Below are 18,401 nucleotides of genomic sequence, written 5' to 3'. Positions count from 1 at the left end.
TGTCCTGGAAGGAGCGGACGAGGACCTCGTAGAACACCGCGCGTTTGAACCACTCGGGGTCGCGGTCCTTGGCGGGAGTGTCCTCGAAGGTGTCCGGGACAGGGGAGTTGACGGTCATGGCGGGCTGGGGCCTCCGATCGGCGGTGCGGGTCACCGGACGTGGAACACGTGGGCAGGTGTCCGGCCGGGCTCCAGGCGCACGTAGTTCGTCCTGCCCCAGGCGTAGGTCTCGCCGGTCAGTTCGTCGTGCACGGTCAGGGACGCGCCGTCGTCCAGGCCGAGTTGCGGCATGTCCAACGAGACCGTCGCCTCCTGGGTGTGGTGAGGGTCGAGGTTGACGACCACCAGAACCGTGTTCGAACCCGCGCTCTTGCTGTACGCGATGACGGACGGGTTGTCCGTGCCGTGGAAACGGAGGTTCCGCAGCCAGTGCAGGGCGGGGTGCGCCCGCCGGATCTTGTTGAGCCGGGTGATGAGCGGGGCGAGACTGCGGCCCTCCCGCTCGGCGGCCGCCCAGTCACGGGGTTTGAGCTGGTACTTCTCCGAGTCGAGGTATTCCTCGCCGCCTTCCTTCAGTGGCGCGTTCTCGCAGAGTTCGTAGCCGCTGTAGAGGCCCCAGGTCGGCGAGAGGGTGGCGGCGAGGACGGCGCGGACCTCGAAGGCGGGACGGCCGCCGTCCTGGAGATAGCCCGGCAGGATGTCGGGGGTGTTGGCGAAGAAGTTGGGCCGCATGTAGGAGGCGGCGTCCCCCGAGAGTTCGGTGAGGTACTCCGTCAGTTCCTGCTTGGTGTTGCGCCAGGTGAAGTAGGTGTACGACTGCTGGAAGCCGATCTGGCCGAGAGTGTGCATCATCGCGGGGCGGGTGAAGGCCTCGGCGAGGAAGATCACGTCGGGGTCGGTGCGGTTGACGTCCGCGATGACCCGCTCCCAGAACACGACCGGCTTGGTGTGCGGGTTGTCCACGCGGAAGATCCGCACCCCGTACGACATCCAGTGCCGCAGCACCCGCACGGTCTCGGAGACCAGGCCCTTCATGTCGGCGTCGAAAGCCAGGGGGTAGATGTCCTGGTACTTCTTCGGCGGGTTCTCGGCGTAGGCGATGGTGCCGTCCGGGCGGTGTTGGAACCACTCGCTGTGCTTGTGCACCCAGGGGTGGTCGGGGGAGCACTGCAGGGCGAAGTCGAGGGCGATCTCCAGGCCCAGCTCACCGGCCCGCCGCACGAACCAGGCGAAGTCCTCCAGCGTGCCCAGCTCCGGGTGGACGGCGTCGTGACCGCCCTCCGGCGAGCCGATCGCCCAGGGCACCCCGACATCACCCGGCGCGGCGTTCAACGCGTTGTTGCGGCCCTTGCGGAAGGTCGTGCCGATGGGGTGGACCGGCGGGAGGTAGACGACGTCGAAGCCCATCGCGGCGATGGCGGGCAGCCTGCGCGCGGCGGTGCGGAAGGTGCCGTGCGGGCGCTCGGGGGTCCCCTCGGAGCGCGGGAAGAACTCGTACCAGGCGCCGTACAGGGCGCGTTCCCGCTCGACCAGCAGCGGCAGCGGCTCGGACGCGGTGACCAGCTCCCGCAGCGGATACCGGCCCAGCACCGCGTCGACCTGCGGTGTCAGCGCCGCCGCGTAGCGTTCGGCCACCGGAGCCGAGTCGTCGAGCAGTTTCTTCGCCGCGTCCCGCAAAAGGGTGCGCTCCGGTCCGCGCGGGGCCCGGGCGGCCGCGCGCTCGTAGAGCTGACCGCCCTCCTCCAGGACCAGACCCGGGTCGATCCCGGCCGGGATCTTGATCTCCGCGTGGTGCCGCCAGGTGGCGACCGGGTCGCTCCAGGCCTCCACGGTGTAGGTCCAGCGGCCCGTGGCCTCCAGGGTGACATCGGCTCCCCAGCGGTCGCTGCCGGGGGCGAGCTCGCGCATCGGGGTCCAGGGCCCGCGGCCGCCGTCCGGGTTCTTGAGGACCACGTTGGCGCCGATGGCGTCGTGGCCCTCGCGGAACACCGTCGCGGAGATCCGCACCGTCTCCCCGGTCACGGCTTTCGCCGGCCGCCTACCGCACTCCACGCGCGGTTCGACGTCCCGCACCGGGATACGGCCGATCGCCCTGGTGGACTTCACCCTTGCACCTCCGCTAGCTCGAAAATGGCTTCGTCCGCCCGGTGTTGGGCGAACGGACTGCACCCGCGCGCGGAGCGCTACGTCTCCGCGGGCTGGCAGGGGAGCGGCCGCGTCGCCGAGAGCCGCGCGACGCCGCTTCTCCGGCTCAGGCCCCAGCGCTCCCGGTGGAGGGCGTCCACGCCGGCCCGCAGATACTGCTCGGCGGCGTCCGCGGCCTCCCGTGCGCAGCGCTTGCCCATCAGCACGCAGAGGGTGTAGCCGCAGTCCTCGAACGCGGCCCGCGCCGTGCGGTCGTCGGGTCGCGCCAGCATGTCCCGCTCCCAGGCCCGGTAACTGCGCAAGGTCCTGGCGACTTCTGTCTTCGCTGGTTGCAGCATCGCGCTGTGCACCTTCCGGGAGTTCAAGCAAGGGGAGGTCGCTCGAGGCGGCCGGGTCGGCCCGTTGCGCGGAGGCGCGAAGTGTCCGACCTTGTGAGGCCTTCACTTATGGTGCACGGCGCATCACCCAACGTCCTGTTGGATCTTGGTTGTGGTGTGCTCGTGTTGCACGAATGGCGTAGCAGCCCCACTGTGGTTGTGACTCTGGAGCGATTACCGCTCACGCTTCGTATTGGGGAACTCTGGCCCGTCGGGCCGAGCAGGAGTGGGAGCCTCGCCGGTGAGGAGCGAACGACGATGAAGACAGCAGTCCCCTGCTACTACCACCTCGATGTGGACGTCTGTCCGGAACGGGTCGGACAGGTCAGGCGCATCCTGGCCGCTCACCTGTCCTACTGGGAGCTCGAGACCCACGTCGAGACCGTCTGCCGCGGCGCCGAGATGCTGCTGACCGCGATCGACGAGCACGCCACGGACAAGCACACCTCGATCGAGATGTGGTGGAACGGGCAACACCTGATCACGGCCATCGGGGGCCGCGACCGCCGGCTGCGTCCCGACCAGGACCTGCGAGCCTGTCTGCAGCGCATCGCCGTGATGAGCGACGGCTGGGGGTGCTGCGCCACCGGCACCGGAAGCCAGGTCATCTGGTTCTCCCAACGGGCCCGCTCCGGCGAACGGGTCCCGCTGGTGCGGACCGGGCCCGCGCCGAGCCTGCGCGCGGTGCGTCAAGTGCCCCGCGAACTGCCGGTGGCGGCCCTGGCCGCCCCGGCCCCGACGGACGAGGCGCACGGCGTCCTGGAGGCCGCCCGGTGACCTCACGGCCGAACCGGAAGGACGGCAAGGACCGCAAGGACCGCAAGGACCGCAAGGACGACAGGAACCGGACGGACCGGCCGGACCGGAGTGCCGGGGTGCCCGCCTGGAGCGGGCACCCCTTCCCGCTGGGCGCCGACTTCGACGGACAGGGCACCAACTTCGCGCTGTTCAGCGAGGTCGCCGAACGCGTCGACCTCGTCCTCGTCGACGACGACGGCGCCACCCGTGATGTCCCGCTGACCGAGGTCGACGGCTTCGTCTGGCACGGCTACCTGCCCGGGATCGGCCCCGGGCAGCGCTACGGCTTCCGGGTGCACGGGCCGTGGAACCCCGGCTCCGGCCACCGGTGCAACCCGGCGAAGCTGCTCCTCGACCCCTACGCGCGCGCCGTCGACGGCCAGATCGACAACCACGCCTCCCTCTTCGAGCGGGCCGGCGACCGCCCCGACCCGGCGGACAGCGCGGGGCACACCCTGCTCGGCGTGGTCACCGACGCCGCCTTCGACTGGGGTGACGACGAGCCGCCGAGGCGCCCTTACGCCGACACGGTGATCTACGAGGCCCATGTGCGCGGCCTGACCCGCACCCATCCCGAGGTTCCGCCCGCCCTGCGGGGCACCTACGCCGGTCTCGCGCACCCGGCGGTGACCGAGCACCTCACCTCGCTGGGCGTGACGGCGATCGAGCTGATGCCCGTGCATCAGTACGTGCAGGACGGTGTGCTGACGGACCGCGGCCTGTCCAACTACTGGGGCTACAACACCATCGGCTTCTTCGCCCCGCACAACGCCTACGCCGCCCACGGCACCCGCGGCGAGCAGGTCACCGAGTTCAAGTCCATGGTGAAGGCGCTGCACGCGGCCGGCCTGGAAGTGATCCTCGACGTCGTCTACAACCACACCGCCGAGGGCAACGAGAAGGGCCCCACCCTCTCCTTCCGCGGCATCGACAACGCCTCCTACTACCGGCTCGTGGACGGCGACTGGGCGCACTACTACGACACCACCGGCACCGGCAACAGCCTGCTCATGCGGCACCCGTACGTCCTGCAGCTGATCATGGACTCGCTGCGGTACTGGGTGACGGAAATGCATGTCGACGGCTTCCGCTTCGACCTCGCGGCCACCCTCGCCCGCCAGTTCCACGAGGTCGACCGGCTGTCCGCGTTCTTCGACCTGATCCAGCAGGACCCCGTGATCAGCCGCGTCAAACTCATCGCCGAACCCTGGGACGTCGGCGAGGGCGGTTACCAGGTGGGCAACTTCCCGCCGCTGTGGTCGGAGTGGAACGGCCCCTACCGCGACGCCGTACGCGACTTCTGGCGCGCGGAACCCGGCTCGCTGGGCGAGTTCGCCTCCCGGCTGACCGGCTCCTCGGACCTGTACGCCCACAGCAGGCGCCGTCCGCGCGCCGGCGTCAACTTCGTGACCGCGCACGACGGTTTCACGCTGCGCGACCTCGTCTCGTACAACGACAAGCACAACGAGGCCAACGGCGAGGGCAACCGGGACGGCGAGAGCACCAACCGCTCCTGGAACTGCGGGACCGAGGGGCCCACCGACCGCCCGGCGGTCCTGGAACTGCGGGCCAGGCAACAGCGCAACCTGCTCGCCACGCTGCTGCTGTCGCAGGGCATCCCGATGATCGGCCACGGCGACGAACTCGGCCGCACCCAGGGCGGCAACAACAACGCCTACTGCCAGGACAGCGAAGTCTCCTGGATCGACTGGCGGTTGACCGACGAGCAGCGGAGCCTGACGGACTTCTGCCGGCGCCTCGTCGCCCTGCGCGCCGCCCACCCCGTGCTGCGCCGGCGCCGGTTCTTCCGGGGCGAGACCGTCAGAGACGCCCGGCAGCCGCTGCCCGATCTCGTCTGGCTGCTGCCGGACGCGCGCGAGATGACGGACCACGACTGGCAGCGCGCCGACGCGCACAGCGTCGGCGTCTTCCTCAACGGCGACGCCATCGCCGAACCCGACCCCCGGGGCCGGCCCGTCGTGGACGACTCGTTCCTGCTGCTGTTCAACAGCTACTGGGAACCGGTCGTCTTCCGGCTGCCCGCCGCCGCCTACGGCGAGCGCTGGACGGTGTGCGCCGACACCACCGAGCCCGACGGCGGCCCGGACGAGACGGAGTACAAGGCGGCCGCGGAAGTGACGCTGGAGGCCCGCAGCCTGATCGTGCTGGCCCGGCCCCCGCGCCGTTCCGACTGAGACCTCCGACGGAGACCGGGGGCGCTCAGCGTCCCCGGCTCGAGGTCACCGTGAACTGGGCGCCGTCCGGGTCGCGCAGCACGGCCTCGTGGGCGGTCTCGATCAGCACGCTGCCGCCGTGCTTCTCGGCCGCCCGGGCACAGGCCGTCACGTCCGCGACGGCGAAGTGGACCTGCCAGTGCGGACGGATCGTGGGGTCGGGCGCCGCCTCCAGCGCGCCGGACTCGATCCGGGCGACCACATCGCCCCGGCTGCGCAGCACGACCTCGCCGCGCTCGTAGTGGACCTCGACGCTGCCGGGGCGGTCCGTGGCCCAGTCGAGGATCTCGCCGTAGAAGATGGCGGAGTCGAAGGCGTCGCGGGTGTGCAGCCTGATGAAGGCGGGCGCGTCCTGCCGCCAGGCCTCCCAGTTGCCGATCAGCTCGCCCTCCCAGACACCGAAGGTCGCGCCGTCCCGGTCGGCCAGCAGCGCCGCCCGGCCCGGCGGCAGCGAGATCGGCCCCACGGCCACGGTTCCGCCGCGCTCCCGGGTCCGGGACGCGGCGTCGTCCGCGCTGGGTACGGCGAAGTACGGCGTCCAGGCGACCGCCATCTGCCACATCGCGGCGACGGCGGCCACCCCGGCGACCGGCACGCTGCCGACCAGTGCCGTGCGGAAGTGGTCGCCGAGCACGCCCCGGCGCCACTCCCAGCCCAGGACGGCCTCGTAGAACCCCTGCGTGGCGTCCAGGTCGCGGCTGGTCAGACTCACCCAGCAGGGCGCGCCGAACACGGAGTCCGTGGAGACTGATCCCCGCGTACCGGGGGCGGATGTCGGGCGACGGTTCATGGCACTCGCGTTCCTGGTCTCTCGGCCGGCGGGCTGGGCTACCGGGCTGGGCTACCACCAGTGTCCGGCCGGAACCGTCCCGGGCGCCTGCCGAGCGACCGGGTGGCACGATGGAGCGGTGGCACGAGTACCGCGCGGAACGGCTTATGAAACGGCCCGGATCTTCGCGCTCCAGGAGGAGGTCGACCAGCTGAAGGCGGCGGTCGCCTCCCACGCCGTGGTCGACCAGGCCATCGGAGTGATGGTCGCCCTCGGGCGGATGACGCCCGACCAGGGGTGGATCGTGCTGAAGGAGGTCTCCCAGCACACCAACATCAAGCTGCGCTACGTCGCCGAACTGATCCTTGTCTGGGGGCGCACCGGGGACATGCCCGACGAGATCCGGGCGCAGCTGGAGGACTCTCTGGACCGGCTCGGCCCCACCCAGATTCCCGGCGCCCCGCCCCTGGACCCCGTGGACCCTTCGGAGTGATGCCCTCGGGACGAGGGTCAGTCCATGTCGGCGGCGATCTCCTCGCGCAGCCGGGCGAAGCAGCCACTGAGCAGGCGGGAGACGTGCATCTGCGAGATGCCCAGCTGCTCGGCGATCCGGCTCTGCGTCATGCCGGCGAAGAACCGCATGTACAGGATCGTCCGCTCACGCTCCGGCAGAGCCCGCAGACAGGGCGCCACGGCCACCCGGTCGACGACGGCGTCGTAGCCGGGATCGGGGTTGCCGAGGGCGTCCTCCAGCGCGTAGCCGTCGGTGCCGGGCAGTTCGGCCTCCAGCGACAGCGCGGAGAAGCATTCCAGCGCCTCCGCGCCGGTGCGCACCTCGTCCTCGGTGAGCTGCGCGTACGCGGCGATCTCGGCGACGGTGGGCGGGCGCCCCGGAGTCGTCTGCGACAGCTCCTTCGCGGCGCTCCGTACCCGGTTGCGCAGGTCCTGGACCCGGCGAGGTACGTGCAGCGTCCACATGTGGTCGCGGAAGTGCCGCTTGATCTCACCGGTGATCGTCGGTACCGCGTACGCCTCGAAGGCGCGCCCGCGGTCCGGGTCGTAGTGGTCGACGGCCTTGACGAGTCCCAGGGCGGCGACCTGGTAGAGGTCCTCGAGGTTCTCACCGCGCCCTCGGAACCGGACGGCGATCCGTTCGGCCATGGGCAGCCAGAGGCGGACCAGCTCGTCCTTGAGCGCCTGGCGCTCCGGCCCGTCGGCCAGGCCGGCGAGCCGCACGAAGGACTCGCCGGTGTCCGGCGCGTCGTCGTGGGGGTGCTGCTTCGTTCTGACGGTGCTACGCATGTTGCGCCTTCCAGGAGGATGCCGAGAAGGGGTCGGGCACCGTGGGAGTCGCGCACTCGGGCTGACGGGAGAACACCCGGGAACGGCCACTCGGCGGGATCCCACGGACGTGCCTCCTGTCCGAAGCACTCCTGAGAGATTCCCGCGATGGACCGTCTTGAAACAATTTCACCCCATTTGTGCCGTGTTGCCCTTGACTCCCACCCGCGACGCCCGCTCTTGACCCTTCCTTGGGTGGATTACCTCTGACACAGAGGTAATCTCGTTCGCGTGGATCAGGAGCGGTGGGACCAGGAGACGTTCCCGGAGGAGCTCGCCGACGCGCTCGTCGGCGTCCAGCGGCTGCTCAGACGGCGGCTGCGGGCCGGCCTGACCGTGCCGCGGCTGCGCGGTGCCGAGGTCGAACTGCTGCGCCTGGTCGAGGCGCGGCCCGGCATCGGCGTCTCGGACGCCGCCAGGGAGCTGTACCTGGCGGGCAACTCCGTCTCCACCCTCGTGAACCATCTGGTCAAGGACGGCTACCTGGTCCGCGAGACCGACCTCGCCGACCGGCGGGCCGCCCGGCTGCTGCTCACCGACGCGGCCGAGGCCCGGCTGCGGGCGTGGCGGGAGCGGCGCGCCGCGCTCGTCGGCCGGCAGGTCGCCCGCCTCGACGCCGCCGACCGGGAAGCCCTGCGCGCGGCGCTCCCCGCCCTGCGCGCGCTCGCCGTCAGCCTGCACGAGGAGGCCGAGGAGTCATGACGACCGACAGCGCCACGGACGCCGTCGCCTGCACCGGGCTCGCCTACGCCTTCGGTGACACGAAGGCGGTCGACGGGCTCGACCTGACCGTCCGGGAGGGCGAGGTCTTCGGCCTGCTCGGGCCCAACGGAGCCGGCAAGACCACCGCCATCCGCTGCATCACGACCCTGCTGCCGGTGCCGCCCGGCATGGTGGGCGTCTTCGGACACGACACCGCCGGCGACCGCATGGCCGTACGCAGGCTGCTCGGCTACGTCCCGCAGCAGCTGTCCGCCGACTCGGGGCTCACCGGCCGGGAGAACGTCTCCCTGTTCGCCCGCGTCTTCGACGTGTCCCGGCGCGAGCGCGCCGAACGCGTCGGCCAGGCGCTGGGCGCCGTCGGTCTCACGGACGCCGCCGACCGGCTCGCCGGCACCTACTCCGGCGGCATGGTCCGTCGTCTCGAACTCGCCCAGGCCCTGGTCAGCGCACCCCGGCTGCTGATTCTCGACGAACCGACGATCGGCCTCGACCCAATCGCCCGAACGGGTGTCTGGGAGCACATCACCGCCGTACGCGAGGCCACCGGCATGACCGTCCTGGTGACCACGCACTACATGGACGAGGCCGACCAGTACTGCGACCGGGTCGGCCTGATGCACCGCGGCCGGATCCGCGCCCTCGCCACCCCCGCCGAGCTCCGGCAGGGGCTCGGCGAACGCCGACGTGCCGAGGGCGCGCCGGCCACCGCCCCGCTGCCCACCCTGGAGGACGTCTTCCGGGACGTCGCCGGAAGCGGCCTCGACGAGCAGGCAGGAGATTTCCGCGATGTCCGAAGCACCCGCCGTACCGCTCAGCGCGTCGGCTGACCGCTCCCTTCCGCAGAACATCGACCTGCTGCTGCGGCCGCCCCGGCCCCGCGTCGGCTGGCGGCTGCTGCCGGCCCGGGTCGCCGCCCTGTGCGCCGTCGAACTGCAGAAGCTGCGGCACGACCGCACCGAGCTGTACACCCGGGCGGTCCAGCCCGCCCTGTGGCTGCTGATCTTCGGTCAGACCTTCACCCGCATCAAGGCGATCCCGACCGACGGCATCCCCTACATCGACTATCTGGCGCCCGGCATCATCGCCCAGTCCGCGATGTTCATCGCCATCTTCTACGGCATCCAGATCATCTGGGAGCGGGACGCCGGCGTCCTCAACAAGCTGCTGGTCACGCCCACTCCGCGGTCCGCGCTGATCACCGGCAAGGCGTTCGCGGCCGGCGTGAAGTCGGTGATCCAGGCGGTCGTCGTGGTCGTCATCGCCGCCCTGCTCGGCGTCGCCCTGACATGGAACCCGCTGAAGCTGCTCGGGGTCGCCGCGATCGTCGTCCTCGGCTCGGCCTTCTTCTCCTGCCTGTCGATGACCATCGCGGGCATCGTCCTCAGCCGCGACCGCCTCATGGGCTTCGGGCAGGCGATCACCATGCCGCTGTTCTTCGGCTCCAACGCGCTCTACCCGGTCGACATCATGCCGGGCTGGCTCCAGGCCGTCAGCAAGGTCAACCCCCTCAGCTACGAGGTGGACGCGTTGCGGGGGCTGCTCCTCGGCACGCCGGCGCACCTCGCCCTCGACTTCGGGGTGCTGATCGTGGCCGCCGCGCTCGGCATCGCCGCGGCCTCCTCTCTCCTGGGCCGGCTGGCCCGTTGATCCCGCCCGGGAACGTGATGTGCGGCACGCCCGCGCCAGGCCCTCTCGCGGCCTGTCGGCGGATTCTGCCTGCGCACGGCTTGATCAGCGATCAAAAGGGATGAATTCCCTGGCCACAGCGCATTCTGCTCATTTGACAGTGCGATCGGCGCACGGATAGGAAGCAGCCGGTAGAAGTCGAGAGGTGGACTGTGTACGAGCCGAACGTGGTCGGGGACTGGCAGGAGTACGACGAGCATGCCGGTCTGCGGGTCCGCGTCCACCGCCTGGAGCAGAGCGAGCCGCCCAGGGGACGCGACGACGCCGCAGAGGGGTTGACGTACTTCTGCCTGCGGGTGACCGTCGAGAACCGGGGCGGCAAGAACTCCACGATCCACCTCGAGGACGGGCAGATCGACGTACGGCTCGGGGCCGACGGGGAGAGCGCGTTCATCGACTGGCGCAACTCGCAGTTCATCGAGGGCTTCGACGTCTATCCGCTGCGCCGGGCCACAGCGGTGCTCTACGCGGCGGGACCCGAGGCGTCGCTCGCCCAGGTGGACGTCCAGGTCCAACTGCGGGTCGACGACGACTGGGCCGACCGCCGGCTGTGGACGGGCGGCATCGGTCTGGCCGAGGGATCCGGCGGAACCCCGGCCGGCGCGGGACGCGACAGCCTGGCCCGCCAGGTCAGCAACTTCCTGCGCGACCAGGCCGAAGAGGGCAGCGCCTGAGGGGTGCCGCGCCCTTCGCCGGGTCGGCGGACGGTCAGTGCGGGATGCCGTCGATGATCTCGCGCGCGCCCTGACGCAGCAGCGACACCGCCACCGATGTGCCGAGCGTCGCCGGGTCCAGCCGGCCGGCCCACTCGTGGGCGTTCAGCCGGGTCTTCCCGTCCGGGGTGAACACACAGGCCCGCAGGGACAGTTCGCCGCTGCGGTCCACACGAGCGAAGCCGGCGATCGGGCTGTTGCAGTGCCCCTGGAGCACATGCAGGAACATGCGTTCCGCCGTGGCCTCCCGATGGGTGGCCGGATCGCCCAGCCCGCTGACGACGTCGATGACGTCGGTGTCGCCCTCGCGGCACTGGAGGGCGAGGATGCCCGCGCCGATCGGCGGCATCATCGTCTCCGGCGACAACACCTCGCTGATCACGTCCTGCCGGCCGATGCGCTCCAGGCCGGACACGGCGAGCAGCAGCGCGTCCGCCTCGCCCGCCGCCAGCTTCTCCAGCCGCCGGTTGGCGTTGCCCCGGAACGGCACACACTCCAGGTGGGGATGGGTCGCGGCCAGCTGGGCGACCCGGCGCACCGACGAGGTGCCGATACGCGTCCCGTCCGGAAGCTCGTCCAGGGTGCGGCCACCCGGGTGCACCAGGGCGTCACGGATGTCGTCGCGCTCCAGGAACGCGGCGAACACCGTGCCCGCGGGCAGCGGCCGGTCCGCCGGAACGTCCTTGACGCAGTGCACCGCGAGATCCGCCGCACCGGCCAGCAGCGCCGCGTCGACCTCCTTGGTGAAGGCCCCCTTGCCGTCGACCTTCGACAGGTCGCCCATCCACTTGTCGCCGGTCGTCTTCACGGGGACGACCTCGGTGCGCACACCGGGATGAAGGGCGGCCAACTCCGAGCGCACGCGCTCCACTTGGGCCAGCGCCATGGGCGAGTCACGGGAGACGATACGGATCATTTCCGGAACGGACATGCGGGACACGATAGACCCTCGCGGACCGTGCCCCGTGCCGGTGGTCGGTTTCGGTCACGGGTGGACGGCCCGTCGGCGGCGCTTCCACGGGCACGCGGACGAGTGGCGGGCGACCGCTTCTCCGGCATCAGGAGGTCACGTCGAGAACGAAGCGCCGCTTGTCGGTGCCGAGGGCGCCGAGCCGGGCGTAGAAGCGGATCGCCCCGTCGTTCCAGGCCGGGGTCTGCCACTGCACCTCGCTCATGCCCAGACTCCGGGCCTGGGCCGCCACGGCCGCCACCAGCAGGGCGCCCAGACCGAGGCCGCGGTGGCCGGGGGTGAGGAACAGACAGTCCATGTGGAGGTACTCGCGGCCCTCCCAGGTGGAGAGCTCGGGCGCGCAGGTCGCGTAGCCGACGACCTCGCCGTCGGGCAGTTCGGCGACCAGGCAGTACAGCCGGGGCGTCGGGGCGTCGAAGAGGAGCCCGGCCAGCCGCTTCGCGAGGTCGGGCACGGGCGGGGCGGCGCGCTCGTACTCCGCGTGCTGGGCGGCGAGTTCGGCGACGCGCGGCAGATCGGACCGTTCGGCGTGCCGGACCCGTGCTGCGGCGCTCACCGGACGTCCCCCTCGACCGTGTCCGCGCCCCAGGCGGACAGCCGCTCCCCGACGAGGTGCCCCGCGACCTCTCGGGTGCCCAACGGCCGGGCGGTGCGGGCGTGATGCTCCTCGGCGAGGGCGAGCAGCTCCTTCGCCGGCACGGCCGGCGGCAGTTCGTCGTGAAGATCCATCCGGACATCATGGGGCGTGCGTGCGCCGCCGTCCACGGTAGGGGAGCGCGCACCCCGGCCCGCGGACGGCGGCCGGGGCTCACGCGGCGGGATCGAAGGCGATCCCGGACGGCTTCGCCGAGGAGAGGTGGTTGCTGAAGTTGGCGTCCTTCAGGCCGAAGTTGGCGCTGCCGAAGTTGTACGCGCTCAGCTTGTCCCGCAGGCCCGCCGGGTAGCCGTTCCAGCCGACCAGGGGCGGGTACTGCCAGGTGCCCTTGTGGTTCTCCGGCGGCTCGTCATTGGAGTTCGCGAGCCGGAAGCAGTGCGTGCTGATGCCGTCCTTGTGGTAGACGATCTTCGCGTGCGAGCCGTCGAAGCGGACCCCGGAGGCCGCGGTCACGGTGAACGAGCCGTGGTTGGAGGTCGAGACGTACTGGACCTGGCCGTTCTGCACCCAGATCACGACGTGCTCCCAGTCGTGCCGGTGCCCGCCGATGCTGCTGCCCGCTATGGCCTGGTCCTTCTCGAAGTAGAGGCCGTACAGGTACGCGCACCAGCCGTTGTTGCACTTGTAGCGCGAGTAGCTGTTGGTGTTGTCCAGGTCGGAGGCGTCCCGGCAGCTGCCGTTGAGGGCGCCGGTCGGGTTCAGCCCGCCGTTGACCGTGCCGTCGGGGCCGATGGCGGGGGTCGAGTAGCAGCCGTCCGTGTCGTAGTCGAACGCGGGCTGATAGGTCAGTTCGGCGGCTTCGGCGTTGGACGGCAGGGCCGTCGGCGGGGCGGCGAAGGCCACCGACGGGAGGGCGACGACGAGCGCGGCGGCACCGGCGAACCCGGTGAGCCACCTCCGGCCGTGGACCTTGAACTTCGATGACGACACTGCGTCCTCCTCGGGGTTCGGGCGCAGCCGAACGGCTGTGTGGGGAGAGGGAGTTGAAAAGCAGCTCAGCTTCCCCGGTTTTCCCTTCCACGCCAAGAGGTCGCAGGGGTATCAGTGGTGAAGCACAGCCCAATACTTGGCTGCCGAGGTGAGGTCAGGCGGAAATGTCCGGCAGGTCCGCCGCCGATTCCTCGGGGGTCAGGTCCGGCCTCAGCCGCAGCCAGGACGGCTGGCGCAGCAGCCCCGCCCGGGTCCGTGTGCTGTACCGGACCTCGCCGACCAACCGGGGCACGACCCAGCGCGCGCCCGGCGCCTGCGGTACGGCGTCGAAGGGACACTCGTCGGTCGCGGCGGCCCGCAGCAGGGCCGCGAGTTCGACCCGCTCGGCCTCGCTCCAGCCGGTGCCCACCCCGCCGACGTACCGCAGTCCCGTCGCGGCCCGCTGGCCCACCAGGACGGCGCCGGGCAGCCCGGTCAGCCGGCCCTTGCCCGGCAGCCAGCCGCCGACCAGGACGTCCGCGACGCGCATGTTCCGGATCTTGATCCAGGCGCGGGAGCGCACCCCCGGCTCGTACACCGAGTCCAGACGCTTGCAGACCAGTCCCTCCAGGCCGTGGGCGCGGGTCGCCTCCAGGGCTTCCCGCCCGTGTCCGACCAGGGCACGCGGCGTCGACCAGAACGGCCCGTCCAGCGCCAGCGCCTCCAGCCGGGCCCTGCGCCGCGTGTACGACAGCGGGAGGAGGGACCGCCCGCCGAGATGCAGCACGTCGAACAGCACGAGGTGCACCGGTGCCGTCGCCGCCAGCCGGGCGGCCTTGCCCGGCGCCTGGACCAGGCCCATCCGGGACTGGAGCAACTGGAAGTCGGCCCGGCCCTGTCCGTCCAGGGCGAGGACCTCGCCGTCCAGCACGGCCGGCGTGGCGCCGAGCGCTCCGGCCAGCGGCCGCAGCTCGGGATAGGCGCCGGTGATGTCCTCCCCCGAACGGGCGCGCAGGGTGAGGCTCCCGTCTCCGGCGAGATACACCACGGCCCGCTGCCCGTCCTGCTTGGTCTCGTAGGCCCAGCGCGCGTCCTGGGCGACGGGCGGCAGACGGCCCGGGGTGGCGAGCATGGGGGCGATGAGAGGGAGGGTCACGGGTGAGTTGTGGACGCGGCCGGGCCGAAGCACGCGGAACGGGCCGCGCTTTCGCCTGAACGGCGGCGCTGTGCCGGTGGAGTTCACCCGCCGGTGGCGGCGAGATCGAGCTCGGCCAGTGCGGTGCCGGCATCGGCCTGTCGCGGGCTCCTCAGCTCGGCCAGGGCGTCCCGGGCGGCGAGCAAGGTCTCCCGGGCTTCGGGATGTCCCAGGGCGCCCAGCACTTGCCCCAGGTCGAGCCGGGCCTGCTCGGCCCAGGCCGGCATCCGGGCCTCGTCGAAGAAGTCGAGGGCCTGCCGGAGCGACGCCTCGGCCTCGTGCCGGCGTTCCAGAGCCGCCAGGTCGTTGCCGATCTGCTGGCGGGCGACGGCGTGGTAGAAAGCGATCAGTTCCGCCGCCCGCCCGGGGACACCCGCCCGGCAGATCCGCTCGCTGCGGCGGTGGGGCTCCAGGGCTTCCGTCGCCCGGCCGGTCCGGCGCAGCAGGGCGCCGAGGGCGTTGAGCACGGACAGCTCGGCCAGCCTGGCCTGCGGGAAGTTCTGCGCGGCGAGGCGGTGGGCCGCCCCGCGCAGCCGCGTGTGTGCCTCCTCCATCCGGCCCAGCCGTTGCAGTGCTCCCGCGCCGTAGGCGAGCGCCTGTGCTGGAGCCCATCCTCGCTGTCGCGGGCCGCCGCGAGCGCGGCGTCGGCGCAGACCAGGGCGGCCCGGGGGTCGTGGACGCAGAGATTGTGGGCCCAGGCGAGGTAGTTGAGGTGTACCGCCTCCTCCCGCCTGCTGCCGAGTGCGCGGGCGGCGTCGGAGGAGCGCCGGAACACCTCGACCCACTGCTCCCAGTGCTGGTAGAGGTCGGAGAACCAGTGCATGGCCTCCGCCGCGTCGAGGACCTCGCGGTAGCCGCCGGTGTCATGGGCCCGACGCAGCGCGGCGAGCCACTGGGCCCGTTCGGCCGCCAGCCAGGCACGTGCCTCCTCCCGCCCGGTGGGCGCGCTGTCCGGGTCCGGGTCGCCGGAAGGCGCGGTCCGGTCGTGGTCGGCGTCGAAGTGCAGCGCGGCGGCGGTGGCCCGGGACAGCATCCAGCGCGCGGTCCGGTCGAGGGCGGCGTCACGGACCACGGGGCCGTCCTTGGCCGTGACCTGCGTGTCGGCGTTCTCCCTCGTGCTGGAGCGCCACCCCACGGTCATCGCCGCACCGCACCCGGCAGCGACGGCATCGCCGTCGACCCGTCGAAGGCCCTCACCGGCTACTGGACCCCGAACTCCGCAACGGCGCGGACGACTTCTGACGTCGACCGCCCGTCACCGCGGGCGGCCGCGGCGGCCCCGGTCCGGAACAGGGGCCGACGCGACCGTGATCCCCGTGGTCGGTGCCCCGGCTGGGGTGTCGGGGCCGGCGGTTCGGGGCGCAGGCCTCGTCGGACCGGCGCTCACCACACGCACGGCAGCTCCACCTCGATCACCGTCGGCCCGCCCGCCGGGCTGCTCACCCGCACGGTCCCGTCGAGCGCGGCGACCCGGCGCCGCATGCCCAGCAGACCCGAGCCGGCGCTCTCGTCGACGCCGCCGCACCCCTCGTCGCGTACCCGCACGCTGAGCCCGGTCCGGGAGCGGGCCAGCACGACCTCGGTCCGGTCCGACCCGCTGTGCTTCGCGGCGTTGGTCAGCGCCTCGGCGATCACGAAGTAGGCGGCCGACTCGACCGCGGCCGGCGCCCGGGGCCGGTCCGGGAGCCGGTCGGTCCGCACGGTCACCCCGAGTCCGCTGCTGCCCGCCAGCGCCCGCACGGCCCCCTCCAGTCCCCGGTCGGTGAGGATCGGCGGGTGGATGCCGCGTACCACGTGCCGCAGTTCGGTCAGGGCCTCCTCGGCCTGGTCCTGCGCGTCCGAGAGCAGTTTCCGCGCGGTGTCGGGATCGGCCCCGTACGCACGCTGGGCCAGTCCGATCCGCATCGACAGGGCGACCAGCCGCGCCTGGGCGCCGTCGTGCAGGTCCCGTTCGATCCGGCGCAGTTCGGCGCCGTGCGCGGTGACCGCGTCCGCCCGGGTCGCGGTGAGCTGCTCGACCCGACTGGCCAGCAGCGCCTTGGGGGAGGGGCTGAGCAGCGCGGCCGACCAGCCCGCCTCCAGGTCGGCGAGCCGGACGAGCAACGGCAGGACCAGCGCCTCGCGGCCGAGCAGTCCGCGCCGCACACCGTCGACGAGGAGGCCCGCCGGCCACAGCGGCAACATCAGCACCGTCAGCCAGCCGTAGGCGTAGTACGCCCCCATCCAGCGTAGATCGGTGAGGGTGCCGGGATCCCCGGCGGTCGTCCGCAGCCGCTCGCGCAGCGGACCGGTGACCGTCCGGTACGCCTCCGGTATCTCCCGGCCGGTCCAGGACGCCGTCAGCCGCCGCTTGGCCCCGGCGATCCGGCGGATCAGCAGCACGGTCTCGGGCAGCAGCCAGATCCCGACCCCGGTGACCGCGCCGGTGGCGGCGATGAGCAGGACGGTGATGAAGAGGTACGACCCGAAGGCCATGGCGGCGGCCAGGAGAAGGTGGACCGTGGCCCGCGCCGCCTGTCGCAGGGTCGCGCGCATGGAGTGCCGTTCCTCTCGTGAAGAGAAGAGAAGAGAAGAGGGGGAGGGGGAGGGAAAGGGGGGAGGGGGGACGGTGGAGGGGGAGGACGATGCGGGCCGCCGTCCGGGAGGGCCTGGCCCGCCGGGCGCGGGAGCCGTGCGACCGGCCATGACGGACCTGCTGCCGGTCGGCGGCCCGGCGCGGCACTCCGGCGGACCGCTCAGTCGTCCAGCGTGACCACGACCTTCTCGGCCGCGCCCGGCGTCAGGGCCAGTTCGAAGGCGCGGGCGGCCTCGGCGAACGGGACGCGGTGGCTGATCAGTTTGGCGAACCGCTCCTGGTGCTCGACCAGTTCCGGGGTCACCTCGAAGATCTCGGTCGGGTAGCCCTGGGAGGCGATGAGGGTGAGCTCGCTGCGGAGCATGCCGCCGAGGTCGATCTCGCCCTTCTTCTGTACGGCCACCATGACCAGCTTCGCGTGCCATTTCGCCGACCGCACCACGGTGTCGAAGACGACCGGGGCGCCGGCCGCGTCGAGGAAGATGTCGGTGCCCGGCCGGGGCTGGCCGAGGGCGTTGGCGCTCTGCCCGTGCAGTTCGGTCAGCCGCGCGGCCACGTCCTCCTGGGCCGAGTCGATGACGGCGTCCGCCCCGACGGCCAGCGCCTTCTCCAGCCGGGAGGGGATGACGTCGACGACCACCACGTGCTCCACACCGCGCAGCTTCAGCCAGATCGCCGCGCCCAGACCGATCGGCCCGGCGCCGAACACGACGACCTTGTCGTCCGGCCCCGCTCCGGAGCGGTTGACGGCGTGCCGGGACACGGCCATCGGCTCGTTGAGCGACGCCACGGCGAACGGCACGGTGTCGGGGAAGACGGCGACGCTCTTTCCGACTTCGGCGTTCTCGATCAGCAGGTACTCGCTCATCCCGCCGAACTTCCCGCCGCAGCCGATGATGCCGGTGGGCGCGGCCTGCGGGTTGACGACGACGCGGTCGCCGGCCTTCAGACCGTCCACCTCGGCGCCGACCTCCACGACCTCACCGGCCGGCTCATGGCCCAACGGCACGGGGATCAGCTCGCCGCCCAGATGGGCCCGGGCGGGCATGCCGCCCATGTGCAGGAAGGTGACGTCGGTGCCGCAGATGCCGCAGGCGCGGACCCGGACGAGCGCGTCCTTGGGACCGGGTACCGGGCGCTCGACGTCCACGACCTCGATCGCGCCGACCGCGCCGGTCCGGACGGACTTCATCGTGCTCATGAGGAGCCTTTCTCGCTGGAGGAACTGGTTGCCGGGGACAGGTGTCGCCGGCTCGGGGCCGTGCTGGGGGCCGTGCTCTGCCGGGGGAGGAGCGGCCGAGCGCTGCGTGG

Annotated in this window: 19 protein-coding genes; 7 read left to right on the top strand and 12 right to left on the bottom strand. The window is 72.0% G+C overall.

Going from position 1 to position 18,401, the window contains the following annotated elements:
• Window positions 1-150: 150 nt before the first annotated feature.
• Both ACFVYS_RS20440 and ACFVYS_RS20435 read right to left on the bottom strand, forming a co-directional pair.
• Window positions 151-2,106, bottom strand: coding sequence for an alpha-1,4-glucan--maltose-1-phosphate maltosyltransferase (locus ACFVYS_RS20440; RefSeq protein WP_389503842.1), 1,956 nt, complete (start codon window positions 2,104-2,106; stop codon window positions 151-153).
• Window positions 2,107-2,183: 77 nt separating this feature from the next.
• The gene (locus ACFVYS_RS20435) at window positions 2,184-2,483 is read right to left on the bottom strand and encodes a DUF5133 domain-containing protein (RefSeq protein ID WP_389503840.1); all 300 of its coding nucleotides are present in this window, start codon (window positions 2,481-2,483) and stop codon (window positions 2,184-2,186) included.
• Between the two features lie 297 nt (window positions 2,484-2,780).
• On the opposite strand from ACFVYS_RS20435, the gene ACFVYS_RS20430 reads away from it, so the two are divergent.
• On the top strand, window positions 2,781-3,299 hold the full coding sequence (locus ACFVYS_RS20430; protein ID WP_389503839.1) for a pep a2: 519 nt from the start codon (window positions 2,781-2,783) through the stop codon (window positions 3,297-3,299).
• A 98-nt stretch (window positions 3,300-3,397) separates the two neighbouring features.
• Entirely contained in the window at window positions 3,398-5,515 is a 2,118-nt protein-coding gene (glgX, locus tag ACFVYS_RS20425; protein WP_389503858.1) for a glycogen debranching protein GlgX, read from the top strand.
• A gap of 25 nt (window positions 5,516-5,540) precedes the next feature.
• Here glgX and ACFVYS_RS20420 read toward each other — a convergent pair whose 3' ends face one another.
• On the bottom strand, window positions 5,541-6,344 hold the full coding sequence (locus ACFVYS_RS20420) for a VOC family protein (RefSeq protein WP_389503837.1): 804 nt from the start codon (window positions 6,342-6,344) through the stop codon (window positions 5,541-5,543).
• Window positions 6,345-6,462: 118 nt separating this feature from the next.
• On the opposite strand from ACFVYS_RS20420, the gene ACFVYS_RS20415 reads away from it, so the two are divergent.
• Window positions 6,463-6,816 (top strand): ANTAR domain-containing protein, encoded by a 354-nt coding sequence (locus ACFVYS_RS20415; protein ID WP_389503835.1) that lies wholly within the window; start codon window positions 6,463-6,465, stop codon window positions 6,814-6,816.
• Between the two features lie 17 nt (window positions 6,817-6,833).
• Here the strand turns inward: ACFVYS_RS20415 and ACFVYS_RS20410 are convergent, their stop codons facing one another.
• Window positions 6,834-7,625: a SigB/SigF/SigG family RNA polymerase sigma factor gene (locus tag ACFVYS_RS20410; RefSeq protein ID WP_389503833.1), complete on the bottom strand. Its 792-nt coding sequence runs from the start codon at window positions 7,623-7,625 to the stop codon at window positions 6,834-6,836.
• 270 nt (window positions 7,626-7,895) lie between these two features.
• Between ACFVYS_RS20410 and ACFVYS_RS20405 the strand changes: the two genes are divergently transcribed.
• From ACFVYS_RS20405 to ACFVYS_RS20390, 4 genes are all read left to right on the top strand, one after another.
• Window positions 7,896-8,366 (top strand): MarR family winged helix-turn-helix transcriptional regulator, encoded by a 471-nt coding sequence (locus ACFVYS_RS20405; protein ID WP_389503831.1) that lies wholly within the window; start codon window positions 7,896-7,898, stop codon window positions 8,364-8,366.
• Window positions 8,363-9,214 carry an ABC transporter ATP-binding protein gene (locus ACFVYS_RS20400; RefSeq protein ID WP_389503829.1) on the top strand — a complete coding sequence of 284 codons (852 nt, stop codon included), beginning with the start codon at window positions 8,363-8,365 and terminating at the stop codon, window positions 9,212-9,214. Before ACFVYS_RS20405 ends, ACFVYS_RS20400 begins: the two co-directional genes overlap by 4 nt.
• Window positions 9,174-10,034, top strand: a complete 861-nt coding sequence (locus tag ACFVYS_RS20395) for an ABC transporter permease (RefSeq protein WP_389503827.1) — start codon at window positions 9,174-9,176, stop codon at window positions 10,032-10,034. The genes ACFVYS_RS20400 and ACFVYS_RS20395 overlap by 41 nt, the downstream gene beginning before the upstream one ends.
• A gap of 191 nt (window positions 10,035-10,225) precedes the next feature.
• Window positions 10,226-10,747 (top strand): hypothetical protein, encoded by a 522-nt coding sequence (locus ACFVYS_RS20390; protein WP_389503825.1) that lies wholly within the window; start codon window positions 10,226-10,228, stop codon window positions 10,745-10,747.
• Between the two features lie 34 nt (window positions 10,748-10,781).
• Here the strand turns inward: ACFVYS_RS20390 and hemC are convergent, their stop codons facing one another.
• From hemC to ACFVYS_RS20350, 8 genes are all read right to left on the bottom strand, one after another.
• Entirely contained in the window at window positions 10,782-11,717 is a 936-nt protein-coding gene (gene hemC, locus ACFVYS_RS20385) for a hydroxymethylbilane synthase (RefSeq protein WP_389503823.1), read from the bottom strand.
• 127 nt (window positions 11,718-11,844) lie between these two features.
• Window positions 11,845-12,312 carry a GNAT family N-acetyltransferase gene (locus tag ACFVYS_RS20380; RefSeq protein WP_385252576.1) on the bottom strand — a complete coding sequence of 156 codons (468 nt, stop codon included), beginning with the start codon at window positions 12,310-12,312 and terminating at the stop codon, window positions 11,845-11,847.
• On the bottom strand, window positions 12,309-12,485 hold the full coding sequence (locus ACFVYS_RS20375) for a hypothetical protein (protein ID WP_389503821.1): 177 nt from the start codon (window positions 12,483-12,485) through the stop codon (window positions 12,309-12,311). The genes ACFVYS_RS20380 and ACFVYS_RS20375 overlap by 4 nt, the downstream gene beginning before the upstream one ends.
• A gap of 79 nt (window positions 12,486-12,564) precedes the next feature.
• Complete coding sequence (locus ACFVYS_RS20370) at window positions 12,565-13,341, bottom strand: NPP1 family protein (protein WP_389503819.1); 777 nt, start codon at window positions 13,339-13,341, stop codon at window positions 12,565-12,567.
• A 154-nt stretch (window positions 13,342-13,495) separates the two neighbouring features.
• Window positions 13,496-14,452 carry an ATP-dependent DNA ligase gene (locus ACFVYS_RS20365; protein WP_389503856.1) on the bottom strand — a complete coding sequence of 319 codons (957 nt, stop codon included), beginning with the start codon at window positions 14,450-14,452 and terminating at the stop codon, window positions 13,496-13,498.
• A 409-nt stretch (window positions 14,453-14,861) separates the two neighbouring features.
• Window positions 14,862-15,656, bottom strand: coding sequence for a hypothetical protein (locus tag ACFVYS_RS20360; RefSeq protein WP_389503817.1), 795 nt, complete (start codon window positions 15,654-15,656; stop codon window positions 14,862-14,864).
• Window positions 15,657-15,898: 242 nt separating this feature from the next.
• Window positions 15,899-17,050, bottom strand: a complete 1,152-nt coding sequence (locus tag ACFVYS_RS20355) for a histidine kinase (protein WP_389503815.1) — start codon at window positions 17,048-17,050, stop codon at window positions 15,899-15,901.
• A gap of 200 nt (window positions 17,051-17,250) precedes the next feature.
• Complete coding sequence (locus ACFVYS_RS20350) at window positions 17,251-18,291, bottom strand: zinc-binding dehydrogenase (RefSeq protein WP_389503813.1); 1,041 nt, start codon at window positions 18,289-18,291, stop codon at window positions 17,251-17,253.
• Window positions 18,292-18,401 lie beyond the last annotated feature (110 nt).

This window comes from Streptomyces sp. NPDC058295, from assembly GCF_042880655.1.
Taxonomy (GTDB): Bacteria; Actinomycetota; Actinomycetes; order Streptomycetales; family Streptomycetaceae; genus Streptomyces; species Streptomyces coriariae.
This window is presented reverse-complemented; position numbering and strand designations above follow the sequence as displayed.

Bases quoted from the DNA above. Each gene is read 5' to 3' on its own strand.
- ACFVYS_RS20435 (WP_389503840.1), bottom strand. From the start codon at position 2,483: ATGCTGCAACCAGCGAAGACAGAAGTCGCCAGGACCTTGCGCAGTTAC.
- ACFVYS_RS20430 (WP_389503839.1), top strand. From the start codon at position 2,781: ATGAAGACAGCAGTCCCCTGCTACTACCACCTCGATGTGGACGTCTGT.
- ACFVYS_RS20420 (WP_389503837.1), bottom strand. From the start codon at position 6,344: ATGAACCGTCGCCCGACATCCGCCCCCGGTACGCGGGGATCAGTCTCC.
- ACFVYS_RS20410 (WP_389503833.1), bottom strand. From the start codon at position 7,625: ATGCGTAGCACCGTCAGAACGAAGCAGCACCCCCACGACGACGCGCCG.
- ACFVYS_RS20400 (WP_389503829.1), top strand. From the start codon at position 8,363: ATGACGACCGACAGCGCCACGGACGCCGTCGCCTGCACCGGGCTCGCC.
- ACFVYS_RS20395 (WP_389503827.1), top strand. From the start codon at position 9,174: ATGTCCGAAGCACCCGCCGTACCGCTCAGCGCGTCGGCTGACCGCTCC.
- hemC (WP_389503823.1), bottom strand. From the start codon at position 11,717: ATGTCCGTTCCGGAAATGATCCGTATCGTCTCCCGTGACTCGCCCATG.
- ACFVYS_RS20375 (WP_389503821.1), bottom strand. From the start codon at position 12,485: ATGGATCTTCACGACGAACTGCCGCCGGCCGTGCCGGCGAAGGAGCTG.
- ACFVYS_RS20365 (WP_389503856.1), bottom strand. From the start codon at position 14,452: ATGCTCGCCACCCCGGGCCGTCTGCCGCCCGTCGCCCAGGACGCGCGC.
- ACFVYS_RS20360 (WP_389503817.1), bottom strand. From the start codon at position 15,656: ATGACCGTGGGGTGGCGCTCCAGCACGAGGGAGAACGCCGACACGCAG.
- ACFVYS_RS20355 (WP_389503815.1), bottom strand. From the start codon at position 17,050: ATGCGCGCGACCCTGCGACAGGCGGCGCGGGCCACGGTCCACCTTCTC.
- ACFVYS_RS20350 (WP_389503813.1), bottom strand. From the start codon at position 18,291: ATGAGCACGATGAAGTCCGTCCGGACCGGCGCGGTCGGCGCGATCGAG.